We start from the raw sequence: 14,260 nt of genomic DNA, 5'->3' as shown, positions 1-14,260 counted from the left end.
AATCCTCTCTTAACGTTCTGAAAAGCCATCTATCATAACAGAGCCTTTTTTATCATCGTTATGAATGGTAATAAGCTGTAATTTTGCCGCCTCTTCCAATAAAGCTGAAAAACATCTATATCCATAGCTTCTCTCAGAAAATTGAGGGCACTTACGAATCATGGTTATTTTTAAGTGCGAAGCAAAAATCGCAGAATCATTTTCATGCTGAAGGGCGTCAATTGTTTCGAGCAAAAGCTGATAACACGGGTGCTTTTCAGCAGGTACAATGTCTTTAAACTCGGGAATTCCAGCCTGCGATAAAATGTCTTCGTAAAAGATAAACTCATCGCAAACTTCAACTAAAAGCGAACTCGTAATTGGCTTTGCGCCTATTCCGATAACGGTTTTTCCAAATTCTTTTAATTTTGATACCAAAGGCGAAAAATCTGAATCACCCGAAAGAATCACAAATGTATCGATATGGTCTTTGGTAAGGCACATCTCTGTTGCGTCAACTGCCAAACGAATGTCAGCAGAATTTTTGCCTGTAGACGAACGATCGGGAATCTCTATAAGCTCGATACCCAACTCATGCAGAGGCGTAACATCTTGCTTAAAACGCTGCCAGTCGCAATACGCACGTTTTAAGGTAATACGGCCTTTATCAACAAGCCTGCTAAACACGCATTTCATGTTTGGCTGCGTGCGCTTACCGTGCGCAGATGCTTTATTTTTGGACGCGCCTGCACCAGCCGCAAAATTTTCGTAATCAATAAAAACAGCTATTGATCGTTGATTGATGTCGCTCAAATACTACCCTTTCTGTAAGACGTGTCTGTATATACGTAAAAGCTATAAAATACCTGTTAATACTCTGCTGACACGCAAAAATAAATATCAGACACATCGCATATTACATGTAATTATATCGTATGGACAGCATAATTAACGCCGTGTTTGTAAGGACAACAGTATTTATAAATTTTACGAAGTATATATTTGTGAGCTCATTTAAAAGGTGTGCCTGCTTATTGTTCACGCTTATGTACTTACTACTTATCGCTTACGCTTATATATTCGGGCACATCGGTATTATCGCGCAAAGAACGGCGTACCTCTTCTGCACGACGACGGCTTTGCTTGGTTTTTCCACGCTGCACATGATCTTTATTAACACGAAAGAACTTATCATGAAATTTCCAAGCACCAACGCTTTCGCCAAAATCCATTTTGAGCACCGTGATAGCACTTGCCATAGCACCAATAGGAATGCCCGCCAGCACAATAAGGTTTAACCAACACACAAAAGCGGATATCACAACACCTATTACCAGTATTTTAAGATGCGCTATCCAATAATCTTTATGATTTATACAGTTTTTGGCAAGCTCGGATCCTATTTTTGTACCAAGTACCATACCAAATAAAAGCATAAGCACCGCTATAAGCGCCACACCAAAAGAAGCAAAATTAAATGTTGGCATACCGTATCCTTATTTCATCCAATTATCCAAAAGACCCTGCATATCGCTGTGCGCGCCATCGGATGAATCAGAAGATTCTTCTTGACCGCTCCTATGAGATGAAGCAGCACCTCTGGCATCTTGATCTTGCGCGCAAGACTTTGGCTCATGGGTATCAGCAGACGATTGATCAGACGATGGCGATTCTTGTTCGTTGTCTATATACGAATCTTTTTGATATGCCGACCAATCAAGCCCTGCTGCAACACCTTGCGCTTCGTCTTCATAGAGTAAAGAAATTGCCTGAGTTCCCAGACGTTTTCCCCCAATATCGCAGAGCATGTCGTAGAGGTTATATGCGGTATCCGCGCCAGGCAATGAAACCTCAACCTCTTGGGCATGTTCAAGGGCAAGTGATAAATCTTTTTTCATGTGGGCAACCATAAAGCCAGGCTTATAATCACCATCACAAGATTTAGGAGCCAGCTCACAAAGCGCACGCGAAGAACCCATGCCCGATGAAATCATATCAATAACCTGCACAGTATCTAAACCAGATTGCTTAGCAAGCGCAAGGGCATCCGCATAACCAACCATACAAGAAGCAAGAGAAACCTGATTACAAAGTTTTGCAACTTGCGCTTTTCCTGCTTCATTAAAATAAAATCGCTTGCTTGCAAAAGCAGAAATCAAAGGAACAACAGGCAAAATATCTTGTTCACGAGCTCCGATAAGGGCGGTAAGATGAGCTGTTTTTGCTCCTGTTTCGCCTCCCGTTACCGGACAATCAAATGCAACGCAATGCTTAAGAGCAGCTGCCTGATGAATTTCTTGAGCAAGCAGCGGAGATGACGTGGTAAAGTCGATAATCCAGGTATCTTTAGCAACGTTTTGCAAAATGCCTGTCTGCGTAAGATAAACATCTTCAACATCTTGCGGATAGCCAAGCATGGTACACACAGCATCAGCATGACGCACTGCACAAGCAACATCTTCTGCCCACTGTGCACCTGCTTGAATGAGCGCTTGAGCCTTTTGTTTAGTACGCGAATGCACAATCAAGTGATATCCTGCACGAAGAAGATGATGTGCCATAGGTGCACCCATAATTCCAGTGCCGATCCACGCCACGGTCGTAATACGTTGCTTCATAGATGAATCAATCCTTAGTAAGAAAACAGATGTGTACGATATACCAAAATGCGCGTCTGAGGCTGCCTACGAAACTGCTCCGCCCATAGTTCTCTTGATTTTTTGCGCGATTTTATCGGTTAAAGACTGTTCGCACCTTCTGTCTGTGCCCCAATAAACCATAGCAACCATGCCTGGTCCAACATGTGAGCCTAAAATAGGCGACACTTGAGAGCGGATAATAGTCACGCGCTCGCAACCTTTAACTTTTCTGATTTCTTTTTCAAGCCAATCGGCGTCTTTTTCGGCATCGGTTGAAACAATCGCGAGCGGCAATGATGTATCTTTTGCATATCCTGCTTCAAATGCCTGAATCATAGCTTTGAGTGCTTTTTTACGACCACGACACATTCCACGCAAGGTAAGCGCACCGTTAAGATCATACGAAAGCACCGGTTTAATATTAAGCTTTCCACCCACACTCGCCGCCGCTGGAGGAATTCTTCCTCCTGCTGCAAGCGCATCAAAGTTTTCAAGCGTAAAGAATCCCTGCAGAAAATAACGAGCGTCACGCGCCCATTCATATACTTCTTGAGCAGTTAAACCCAGCGATGCTTGATGAGCAACCTCAATAGCAAGCAACTCCCCTGCTGCTGAATCACAACGATTGTTAAGCACATAAAGCTCAAAATCAGGGAATTTTTCTTTGATCATCGCTTGTGCGCGGCGTGCCGATTCAATCGAAGACGACAATCCACTCGACAGGCATAAATACAGTGTTGGTGTTCCCTTTTGAGCACAGCGCTCAAAATATTCATAGTATCTACCAGGAGTTACTGCCGTTGTAGAAAAGTGCATCTTAGGATTTTTTCTCATGCGCTCATAAAAATCGTGGGCAGACATAGTTTGCCACATGTCATCCATGTGCTCTATGCCTGCCTCATCGACATACGTAAACGGAATGACTTCCAAACCCAAGCGCTTAATAATAGCCGGCGAAAAATCCGAGGTAGAATCAACAATAATATGGACATTGTTGCCACACGGATAATCCTGATTGCTGCTTTGAACATCGGTGAAATTTGCCTGTTCATCCATTGAGCTATACTGGTTTGTATCCATAATCAATCCTCACAAACGGTTAAGATGGCGTAGTTTTAACACATGTGATTATGAAACGCAACCGCACGCTTGCACTCTATGAATACAACTACTCACCATCTTCTGTTTCAAGTTTAGGTTTAATGATACCGTATCCACCGTTATGGCGATGATAAACAACATTAATTAACCCAGTTGTTGCATTTTCAAACACATAAAAGTCATGACCAATTAAATCCGTTTGTACAAGGGCTTCTTCTTCGGTCATGGGGTGAAGATCAATATACTTCTCACGTACCAGCATGTCGTCATCGGCAACCTCATCAATTAAGTCAGATAAGTCTTTAGAAGGCGCAGGCGCTGGCGCTTGAGAGCGTTGCTTGCGATCGATAATACGCGTTTTATACTTACGCAACTGTCTGGTAACTTTGTCGCTTGCAGCGTCAATAGCGGCATACATATCTTCTGAGCTTGCCTCAACCCGAACCACATTATTGCGAACGTAAACCGTAACTTCGCACGTTTTACGATCGGGGTTTGAATGATTTTTATCTACGCGAAGAACCACATCACAGCTCATCGGTGTAATGTCAAAGACTTTAAGCGCATCGCCTACTTTATGCTGTACGTGATCACGCAATGCATCACTTACGGAAACCTTACGACCGGAAATTTTAATGTCTGTCATGATTCCTCCTTTGATAAAGTTACTTCAAATTAAGGTGCATGAGCCTTTATAACAGCTATAACGGGCATCAATACGCTCATCCACACTAAATTTAGTACGCTTTACTATATATTTCATACCCGCAAAGCCTATCCGTCAAACAAATATAGCTGTACGGCTGAATTTTTTCGCTTAATGCGTCTTTGAAGTAATGCCTCGTCATTTTTTAATAAAGCTAAGAGGAAAATAGCGCATAAAAGCTTAGAACAAAAGTATGTAAAATAGACAGGATAATGATAACCTAAGCTGTTTTTTGTTAAAATAATCGAGTCATAAAGTATGTTATGCCACAGTATAAGGAGTGCATATGACTGAATATGATGATGAAACGCTTCATCACGTACAACAGCTTGAATTGATGATATTAAAGGATTTCATTAACGTTTGTTCCGAGCATAATCTCACGTATTTTGCCTATGCAGGAACTGGTATAGGAGCAGTACGTCATAAGGGCTTTATCCCTTGGGATGATGACATAGACCTGTGTATTCCCTCAAAAGATTACCATACCTTGATTTCTGTTTTTGAAGAAAAATATTCTGATCGCTATGAAATTATGAACGCAGATAAAGATCCCAAATATCCGCTTTCTACTACTCGTATTATGATCAAAGGTACGCAATTTTGCGAAGAAGCACTGAAGGATCTCCCGCTTAATTTGGGTATATTTTTGGATATTTATCCACTCGAAACCGTAAGTGAAAACGATCAAGAGTTTCGCAAACAAGCTAGACGTGCATGGTTTTGGTCACATTTGCGCATGCTCAAGCTTGTTCCTCGACCTTTTATTTTGAATAACGGATGGAAAAGCCGCATTATTAAAGCAGTAACGTATACGGCAGGCACCATCATTTCTCTGCTCCCCATTTCTTTGAAAACCTGTATTTCTCAAGAAAACAAGGCAAAGTCTCTACACTCACATGAAGAGCCCAAAAGGTTTGCGTTTATGTGTGATACTAATCCATATAAGTCGGTTTGGTCTTACGACGAAATTTTCCCGCTTAAGCAGCTTGATTTTGAAGGGATGAAAGTAAATTTCCCTGCCAATCTTCATGAGCACTTAACACAATTTTATGACGGTGACTATATGCAACTGCCTCCTGTTGAACAGCGTAAAAATCACTATCCTGCTCGTTTGGATTTTGGACGTTGGTAAGTTAGTGGCTTGCAACGTTAAGGCATAGTATCTTTCAATTTTTCAACGTGCAAGTTTTTGCAAAGTCGAGGATTGCTATATCATCTTGTTGCAACACCTAAAACATATAGGTGCTACTCTTCACTTTTATAGCCACCAAGCATTGAGTGCGTGGTAGTACCTACATGGTAGTATGTAAGATAGATGCATCGTTTATGATTGACTGATTGACGAGGTGAAGGTTATGAAATTGCGCACTTTGAACGATTCTTATCTCAATGTGAGCGGAAATTGTTATAAGTCAGATTTCATTAACCTGACTTACATACATGATGGAAAAATCAATTTTGATGATTCCGTAATGTTTTTGTCGCAAGCACAAAAAGACAAGTTAAATAACGATCGCATAAAGAATTATCAACACGCTGCATTTATTGTGAAGAACAAGGGTGTATATAGCCTTGTCGCCGATATTGATATTGATGACTATAAGACGGGCAAAATTAAAACGCACGAATTAGTTATTCCTGACACTGTTCAAGGAATGTTGGCTAATTTTAGTATCTACAACACAGAAACGCAGCCCGTTCTTCTTATTCACAAACAGCATATTCCCCTCGCAACCTATGTTAAAACTGTTACAAGTGATGACGTGTACCAACTCGGCGAGCTTACTATCTATATCTACTTAGATGAAAAAGCTCAACAATTATTAGACATGTATAAAGAAATAGAAACTCTCTACGTTGCTGACGGCCATCATCGTTTATACTCCACTTCTATTCTAAAACACAAAGAAACAATGCTTGCCTGTCTTATGGATATGAACGACGTAAAAATCTATCCTATTCATCGCATTATTAGAAATGTAGATGCGGTAAGATTTGACGCTGCCAAGAACCTTTTTATAAATAGACACATGATCTCAGAAGACCCTGTGCTTCAAAGAGGCGTGGTAAAGATAACCTATCAAGATGAAACGCTTTATGTCAAACTGTCTAATATTGCTGATGATGAATTTTGGAATAACGATGTTTTACGCTTAAATACCCAAATATTAACAGTGGCGTTTAGAATCAATGATTTTTCTGCCCTATCCTTTGTGTTGGGCAACGAGTTTGATATGGGGAATTACGTCTTAGGACAAAATGATGTCCTCTTAGAGGTATATCCTGTTACTCCTCAGGAATTTATTCACTTTATGGATCTCAACTTAATGATGCCACCAAAATCAACGTGTTTTGAACCAAAGTTCCCATCGTTTTTAATTATGAAAAAATATAAATAGGAGGATCATCTATGCAAGGACTGATACTGGCCGCAGGTATGGGAAGCAGATTAAAAAGAATAACAAAACATCAAGCAAAATGTATGGTAGAAGTTAACGGTACATCACTCATAAAGCGCATGTTAACCCAACTTATTAACGCGGGAATACAAAGAGTCATAGTTGTTGTGGGATATAAGGCAGACGTTTTGCAAAGTTATATTGAACAATTACACTTAGGGATCGAGCTGGTGTACGTTCATAATGATATATATGATAAAACCAATAACATTTATTCATTTTATTTAGCAAAAGATGAAATTGTTAAAGACGACACCGTTCTTCTTGAATCTGATTTAATTTTTGATGATACGGTGATTCAAGGTTTATTGTCTGACAAGCGTCCTAACCTAGCCGTTGTAGATAAGTATGAATCCTGGATGGACGGAACGTGTTTGGAACTTGATACAAACGATCATATTACAAAATTTGTACCAGGCTCAGAATTTGACTTTAAACGGGTAGATTCCTACTATAAAACGGTTAATATTTACAAATTTTCAAAAGATTTTCTCAAACGTTCATACTTGCCTTTTATAGAGGCATACATGAGCGCTATGGGCACCAACCAATATTATGAACGTGCTTTAAAGAGCCTTGTTGAGCTTGATAGCTCTCTTTTATGCGCTAAAAGGCTAAACGGTGAAAAATGGTATGAAATTGATGACGCACAAGACTTAGATATTGCATCCTCGATTTTTTGCAAACCATCCGAAAAACTTGCAAAAATGATGAAGCGTTATGGAGGCTATTGGAGATATCCTCACGTCCTTGATTTTTGTTATCTGGTAAATCCGTATTTTCCTCCAACAAAACTTGTCGAAGAATTACAAGCTAATTTTAAGGTTCTGCTTACTCAATATCCTTCTGGGTTAGAAGTAAATTCCTTGTTAGCAGGAAAGAATTTTAATATCAAACAAGAAAATATTACCGTAGGAAATGGCGCATCGGAGCTTATCAAAGCACTTATGGATTCTACCTCAAAAGAGGTCGGTTTCATTCGTCCTACCTTTGAAGAATATCCCAATCGTTATCATCAACAACAGTCGATTTGTTTTTATCCTAGCAATAAAGATTATTCATATACCTGCGATGATGTTATTTCGTTTTTCTCAGATAAAACAATCAAAACTTTAGTGCTGGTGAATCCCGATAACCCTACCGGAAATTATATCCCCAAACATGAGATGCTTAAACTCGTTCAATGGACAAAAGAACGAGGAATTGTGTTTATCCTAGACGAGTCCTTTGTTGATTTTGCAGACGAAGAAGATTCCTCGTTCATTAAACAAGACATTATCGACGATAATCCTCAACTATTTGTAGTAAAAAGTATTTCAAAATCATACGGTATTCCTGGCCTTAGATTGGGCATTGTGGCATCAGGAAACGTTGAGGCAATACAAAAAATCAAAAAAACAGTTGCTATTTGGAATATCAATTCGTTTGGCGAGTATTATCTTCAAATTGCAGAAAAATATAAGAAAGATTATATTTGTGCCTTAGTAAAAATTAGAGCAGAAAGATCGCGTTTTGAACAAGAGCTCGCACAAATCAGAGGACTTAGAGTTATTCCATCACAAGCAAACTACGTGATGGTTCAGATCACAGGTGACATAACAACCGCAGCACTGACTGAAATCATGCTTTCAAAATACAACATCTTAATTAAGGATCTGTCGTCAAAAGTAGATGGTAAAAAGTATTTACGTCTTGCAGTACGCGATGAGAAAGACGACAATGTCTTGCTTCAAGCTCTTAGAAATGAGATGTTCTAAGATATAAAGGTTCCACTTGCAAATGTTTAACTGGGTACATGCATGATTACATCTGCGTAGTATGGCTTCAAGGAAAACGTAGAGTTTTGCTTTGAGGTATACGGTGTGAAAGATACTAGTTGCAATTGCGGTTTAGGTTACTACAACCATATTCTCGCGTAATACTATTACACGAGAATATGGTTAATTTACAAAATGGTAAATATAGTTTTAGTGCTTACGAAATACACCAGAAATTACAGCTAATGAACCCAATACTACAGAAGCTAAATGAGCACTGGGGTTTACAAAGAGATCGCTTGTTTGGGCAGTGACCTTAGTTTCTGGTGTAGAAGGCACTGGCGGTTTAGAAGTTGTTGGAGGCTCTCCTGGATTAGGAGTTGGTTCAGGATCTGGTTTTGGTGTTGGTTTGGGCGTAGGCGTAGGTGTTGGCGTGGGCTCAGGTGTTGGCGTGGGCTCAGGTGTTGGCGTGGGCTTTGGACAGACTGTAATAACAGCCGCCGCCTGATCACAGCCATCCTCATCTACGCCATTCAAAAAATAACTTTCAGCTGCGTTAGCTTCAAGCGCAAACGTATCTTTATACGCGTTAAATGCAGAGGTTTTCCCAGGCTCCACATCTGGCCCGATCATATCAGGCGCATCAATTTCGCGCGTAACTCTACAATTTCCATATCCTGTAAGTCCATCTTCTGTATTATGTTTAAGCAATGTTTGATTAATTGTGTCATCAGAAAGCGAATATTTTGGGAGTTCGCCATACCTAAACTGTTCATACTCCGTAAGACTTTGACAATCAGGTTCGTAAACATCGCTTCCATTGGTTTCTTGCACACAGCGAGCAACTACATTAGTTACGCGTATTGGCAAAACTGTAAGCGTTGACTTCGTTTCAACATCGCCTTCAAGTTTAAGGGTAAACACCCCTGGTTCTTTCAACTCAAAACTATATTCATCATAGAGCTCATAATTCTTGAGATCACTTGCGGTACTTTGATAGCCAAAATATGATACTCCAGAATCTTGTTCTCCCTCATCTACATAAGCACTACTTTTATATATACTCATGTCTTGTTCATGTATGTCAGAACTAATAAATCCACCTTTATCCAGCGGCGCCTGATTTCCGCGTTCATCACAAAATCCTCCATTATTATCATGAACAAGCGATACTACGGGAATGATTTTGGATACCTTGTGAACAGGCACACGATAAATAGGTATGCCCGTAGGTGTTAACTCTTGTTTTTGTGGATGAGCACCGGTGTCTATGTTGTTTGTTTTAGAACCTGGTGCACTTACAAGGGTAAATTTAACATTTTTAAGGATCTTCGGTACAAAAATTGAAGTTTTTGGAACACTTAGAGCACGATTGCCCGAAAGAAGAAATGCAGACGTCTGTATTTTATAGCTCACATGTGCAGTATCGCCTATGTTTTGGATGCAGGTGTTTTCGGCTTTACAATTAACTGCTCCCCCTGTCACGGTGGAAATACCTCCGCCACCTATCGCGTATGCGCTCTGTGGCGAATAAAAACCCGAAGTAGAGCATATTAAAGCAAGTGTAACTAAAGCGCGAGGGGCGTGCACAAATTTTTTCATACATGTTCCTTCGTAGGCATGTTTATATAATCGAGCAATGGTATATATTGTACACTTTATATGAAGCGAAAATCCTGAAAGAACAAAACTTTTTTAGCTGTATGTACTAGTTGGCTTCATGTATAAAATTTATTATGCCTATTGCCACGCCGTTTAAATTTTATGCAATCCAGCATTCATTTCGCTGACCTTATGCTTTATCGAAAGATATTGAGTAATCCAACAAATCACAAATATTGCTATAAATATACCCACGTACAGCGCAGCGCCCACAACAGAATGAGGCATCCAATATGCAAAATAAGCAATGGGGAACATCGCTAGACAAGCAATTACAAAATAAACGCCCGTTTGTTTGGCAATACTCCACGAATCTATATCCCAAACAACCGAACCCATTGAAAACAACGAACCCACTATGCCACACAAAAGTGTTTGAAGAAGAACAGCGTTCAATTCGGTTCCAGCTGTGTTTATAAGTTCTTGACTGACGGGATAGTAACAATTGTCCCCAATACCGATTGATATAACGAGCGTTATCACATAACCAATTGCAATGCCTAGAGGAAACCCAAGAAGTCCAAGTTGAATGAGTGTCTTTTTCATTATTTACCACCTTTCATGCCTAAGAATTGTTTAATTTTGGCAACATATCTTCTAGAAACGTATGTCCCTGTTCCATTTGACAACTTTACGTAAATTGTTCCAGTAAAGCTCAGGTCAAAGCTCTTCACTTTGCTTAAGTTGATAATTTCAGAATTTGATATCCGTACAAAATCTTTGTTTATAAGCCACTGTTCTATCTCGTAGAGTCGCAAACGAAGCGTGTAATCGCCTTGGCTTGTTTGGGCAAAAACTTTGCCAGATCGAGCAAAAATGCGATAGATATCAGATGGATCAAGCACTACAACATCTCCGTCTTTAAATCCAGCGATCAAATGAGCACGTTCATCGGAAAACATGTCCATGATAAGTTTTATTTCGTCCGTAACTTGATTTGCCGTGATAATAATTTTTGGCTCCTCATATGTTTTATCAAGTTTAAGTTCGATTTTCATGAGTCCACCTCCTGTTCAATGAGAATTCTATAAGATAGCAGGGCGCGATTTCTACACCTATGTAATAAGTGGTTGTACGAACACTATAAGTGGTTGCTTTACAGCATAATATACAAAAATCTTTCCAAACATGCGAAATGAGGTAAAACAATATGCATAAGCAACTGGGAATAAAGGCGCTCATAGGTCTACCTAAAACCCTAGTTTAAGCACCTATCCACTCGTTAGGCAAGGACCACAAATACCTGTTAAAAGTGCCTGTTATATTTCTATATAACAGGCACTCCATATCCGCAACACTCATTACAACCAAATACCGCCACACGAATCCTAGATATTTACCGCATTTGAACCAGCAGAAGATGTGTTTGAGGCGTCTTTATCTTTGGACTCTGGAGATTCACTATTTTTTGATTGAGGAGCAGGCATACCTTTTATTTGCGTATCTGCAGAAAATACGATACGCGATCCAACCCATCGAGAACGAATGAGCTGCAAGATGCCATTTTCCTGAATAGTAGACGACACTTGTTCAAGCGCATGTTGTAGCGACTCGTTTTTTGATGCCACTGCAATACCTGCCTGTGTAGGTTTATCCAGCGTGCCAACACAAGTAATATTTGTTAAAGGCTTTGCCATGTAAGCACCTGCATACGCCTCGCACAATACATAATCAGCTTTCCCAGATTGTACAGCGTCAAAGGCTTCGTTAAGATTTGAACATTCTACTGGCTTCATCGTTAAACCTGAGCGCTTATATGCAAGCTCAGAAATTGAACCTTTTTGAAGTGCAACACGTTTACCAGACAAATTTGAGGCTTTAAGAGGCTCACCTGTTGATTTACCAAAAAGTGCGGCGGCTGATTCTGCATAGCCTCCTACAATTTTTGCAACCGTTGTTTCGTTTTGTTTTGCGTTAAGCACAATATCGCATGTTTTTCCTAAACTTCTTCCCACATCCGAAATTTCTACGAAACTAACTTTTAAGCCAAGTGCGTCACCTAAAGCATATGCCAAATCAACATCTAGACCACAAAGCTCAGAATTATCAGTTTGCATAACAAAAGGAGCAATGTTAGAACTCATTTTTATCCCAACGGTAAGTGTTTGTGGGGTAACCAAATTATCATCAGTGACTTTTGGTGTTAACTTAGCTTGAGAAGCTGATTGAGCCTGTTGCACCGAAGGTTTTTCTAGTGTGGGAAGTTCAACAGGAGAAAGAGAGCAACCACCAAGCGCCAAAACACTTAAGAGTGTAACTTGAGAACATAAAATAAGTGATATGTGACGCCTGCTCATATAACGCTCCTTTAACACATGTCGTATGACAAAGTATCATCTCGAAAAAAGTGCTCTAAGGTACAAATATAATAACTTACCTAGTTGACCTGGTATTTGACCCCACACTCGCATACCGGAGCCTTCGCTGGTATACCGCAGTACCCATACTGTAAGCTCTCTCGTCTGCAAGGCCGTATGCCTTGAAATCAACAGACGGTATGACTAACCCCTAGGACGAGCCATGCTCATACATATGCACACACATGTATTTACGTGGATCCTTTTGACCTCGTCTGCCTTGGACTAAGAAATGCCCCAAATGAACTTATGCATTTCCGCAACCACAAACCTAGATAAGTTATCTTAAGTATACCAACTTGTGCACCTACGTCTACCATATAATTTGCAGGAGATATACATGCATACCAAATTTTAATCGGAAACTCATCATAAAAGCACAGGCACCACACTCACAGTAGAAACACACTCAAGGGAGCATGTAAATAAGACTTACGCGAAAAATGCAGCTAAAGCATTCTTCTAAATCACCAAACGCGTGCAAACGCAAGAGCCGACACATCGGCTGCGTTTGCTTGCTTTAACGCTCTTGCGGCCTCACGCATACTCGCACCAGTAGTAATAACATCATCTAATACGAGAACCCGTTTATTGCTCATATCTTGTAGTACAGAAATAGTACCCGTAAGATTAGCAACACGTTCTTGCTTTGAAAGTTGCCTTTGATCCAATGCATATGGCCTTATTAAAATATCGCAATAGGAAATTCCTAGAGCATACGCAAAGAGTTGTGTAACAAGCTCCATATGGTCAAAACCTCGATAACGATATGCTTTACGCGTTGCAGGAATAAAACACACAGCGTTATGGGGTAAGCGCAGTGGCGCGTGGTATATATTCTGCAATGTTTGCTGTGAAGAGAGCAGCCTGGACTTTACAGTGCGCATGTTCGCATTATTCGCATAAAACGTGCTACACATAAAACGATAAAAACACGCCAAAAGAGCCGCTAAGCATGCAGATAAACGTGTATCTCGCTGGTCTTTAAATTGTAAAATAAGCTGTCTTGTATACGATGAAAACTCATAAACAGCCTGACAAGAAGCAAAGCCCCATGAATCGCTACATTCACTACAGGTAAGCCAACCACCAGGAGCCGAGCAATTTGGACACGACCATACAGGATTTATCCACAGCAAGCGATGAAAGCATGATTTGCATATAAAACTATCGCATCGTTTATTACAAGCAACGCAAAGAATAGGACACATAAGCTTTTCAAACGAAACTCCCAGCGCACGCTTAGCAAAAGAGCCTCGTTGGCGTGCATACAAATCGCTTGCACATATGTTGTGTACACACTGCTGATAAGTTTCAAACGTACAAAACGAAACATAGGGATTGTATATAAAAACTTTAGTTGCACGCGCCTGACGCAGCGCCTCTTCATAAATTTTTCCACACGTATCCATTGCTATCCCTTTTTTGGAACAGCACGTATGAGCTACTTCATGATAACACGTCACCGATCAAAATGCAAACATTTGTTTGGTTTTAACATCCCTCTTATGGAGTCGCGTTTTTTAATCCATAAAAGCTGTGAATTAACCACAGATTAAAAATACGTAAACAACAAGACACAGTAACACCGCTAAAC

General features: G+C 40.1%; 13 protein-coding genes. 3 read left to right on the top strand and 10 right to left on the bottom strand.

Annotation, left to right across the window (positions count from 1 at the left end; genetic code table 11):
- Positions 1 to 9: 9 nt before the first annotated feature.
- The 5 genes from HMPREF0091_RS01835 to hpf all read right to left on the bottom strand — a co-directional run bounded on the left by HMPREF0091_RS01835 (position 10) and on the right by hpf (position 4,365).
- Complete coding sequence (locus tag HMPREF0091_RS01835) at positions 10 to 792, bottom strand: NYN domain-containing protein (RefSeq protein WP_006302494.1); 783 nt, start codon at positions 790 to 792, stop codon at positions 10 to 12.
- Between the two features lie 242 nt (positions 793 to 1,034).
- The gene (locus HMPREF0091_RS01830; RefSeq protein WP_006302493.1) at positions 1,035 to 1,466 is read right to left on the bottom strand and encodes a hypothetical protein; all 432 of its coding nucleotides are present in this window, start codon (positions 1,464 to 1,466) and stop codon (positions 1,035 to 1,037) included.
- A 9-nt stretch (positions 1,467 to 1,475) separates the two neighbouring features.
- Positions 1,476 to 2,597 (bottom strand): NAD(P)-dependent oxidoreductase, encoded by a 1,122-nt coding sequence (locus tag HMPREF0091_RS01825; protein ID WP_006302492.1) that lies wholly within the window; start codon positions 2,595 to 2,597, stop codon positions 1,476 to 1,478.
- Between the two features lie 66 nt (positions 2,598 to 2,663).
- A complete protein-coding gene (locus HMPREF0091_RS01820; RefSeq protein WP_006302491.1) occupies positions 2,664 to 3,698 on the bottom strand; it encodes a DegV family protein in 1,035 nt (344 codons plus the stop codon).
- 88 nt (positions 3,699 to 3,786) lie between these two features.
- Entirely contained in the window at positions 3,787 to 4,365 is a 579-nt protein-coding gene (gene hpf, locus HMPREF0091_RS01815) for a ribosome hibernation-promoting factor, HPF/YfiA family (protein ID WP_006302490.1), read from the bottom strand.
- 346 nt (positions 4,366 to 4,711) lie between these two features.
- Here hpf and HMPREF0091_RS01810 point away from each other — a divergent pair, with 346 nt between their 5' ends.
- The 3 genes from HMPREF0091_RS01810 to HMPREF0091_RS01800 all read left to right on the top strand — a co-directional run bounded on the left by HMPREF0091_RS01810 (position 4,712) and on the right by HMPREF0091_RS01800 (position 8,644).
- Entirely contained in the window at positions 4,712 to 5,560 is an 849-nt protein-coding gene (locus HMPREF0091_RS01810) for a LicD family protein (RefSeq protein WP_006302489.1), read from the top strand.
- A gap of 223 nt (positions 5,561 to 5,783) precedes the next feature.
- A complete protein-coding gene (locus HMPREF0091_RS01805) occupies positions 5,784 to 6,827 on the top strand; it encodes a DUF1015 family protein (protein ID WP_006302488.1) in 1,044 nt (347 codons plus the stop codon).
- A gap of 11 nt (positions 6,828 to 6,838) precedes the next feature.
- On the top strand, positions 6,839 to 8,644 hold the full coding sequence (locus tag HMPREF0091_RS01800; RefSeq protein ID WP_006302486.1) for an aminotransferase class I/II-fold pyridoxal phosphate-dependent enzyme: 1,806 nt from the start codon (positions 6,839 to 6,841) through the stop codon (positions 8,642 to 8,644).
- Between the two features lie 210 nt (positions 8,645 to 8,854).
- On the opposite strand, the gene HMPREF0091_RS06275 is transcribed toward HMPREF0091_RS01800, so the two are convergent.
- The 5 genes from HMPREF0091_RS06275 to HMPREF0091_RS01775 all read right to left on the bottom strand — a co-directional run bounded on the left by HMPREF0091_RS06275 (position 8,855) and on the right by HMPREF0091_RS01775 (position 14,075).
- Positions 8,855 to 10,246, bottom strand: a complete 1,392-nt coding sequence (locus tag HMPREF0091_RS06275) for a hypothetical protein (protein ID WP_006302483.1) — start codon at positions 10,244 to 10,246, stop codon at positions 8,855 to 8,857.
- A 153-nt stretch (positions 10,247 to 10,399) separates the two neighbouring features.
- Complete coding sequence (locus HMPREF0091_RS01790) at positions 10,400 to 10,852, bottom strand: DUF3021 domain-containing protein (protein ID WP_006302479.1); 453 nt, start codon at positions 10,850 to 10,852, stop codon at positions 10,400 to 10,402.
- Entirely contained in the window at positions 10,852 to 11,304 is a 453-nt protein-coding gene (locus HMPREF0091_RS01785) for a LytTR family DNA-binding domain-containing protein (RefSeq protein ID WP_006302477.1), read from the bottom strand. Before HMPREF0091_RS01785 ends, HMPREF0091_RS01790 begins: the two co-directional genes overlap by 1 nt.
- 330 nt (positions 11,305 to 11,634) lie before the next feature.
- Positions 11,635 to 12,603 carry a substrate-binding periplasmic protein gene (locus tag HMPREF0091_RS01780; RefSeq protein WP_010241779.1) on the bottom strand — a complete coding sequence of 323 codons (969 nt, stop codon included), beginning with the start codon at positions 12,601 to 12,603 and terminating at the stop codon, positions 11,635 to 11,637.
- Positions 12,604 to 13,130: 527 nt separating this feature from the next.
- Positions 13,131 to 14,075, bottom strand: coding sequence for a ComF family protein (locus tag HMPREF0091_RS01775; protein ID WP_006302474.1), 945 nt, complete (start codon positions 14,073 to 14,075; stop codon positions 13,131 to 13,133).
- Positions 14,076 to 14,260: the final 185 nt, after the last annotated feature.

Source organism: Fannyhessea vaginae DSM 15829 (assembly GCF_000159235.2).
Lineage (GTDB): Bacteria > Actinomycetota > Coriobacteriia > Coriobacteriales > Atopobiaceae > Fannyhessea > Fannyhessea vaginae.
This window is presented reverse-complemented; position numbering and strand designations above follow the sequence as displayed.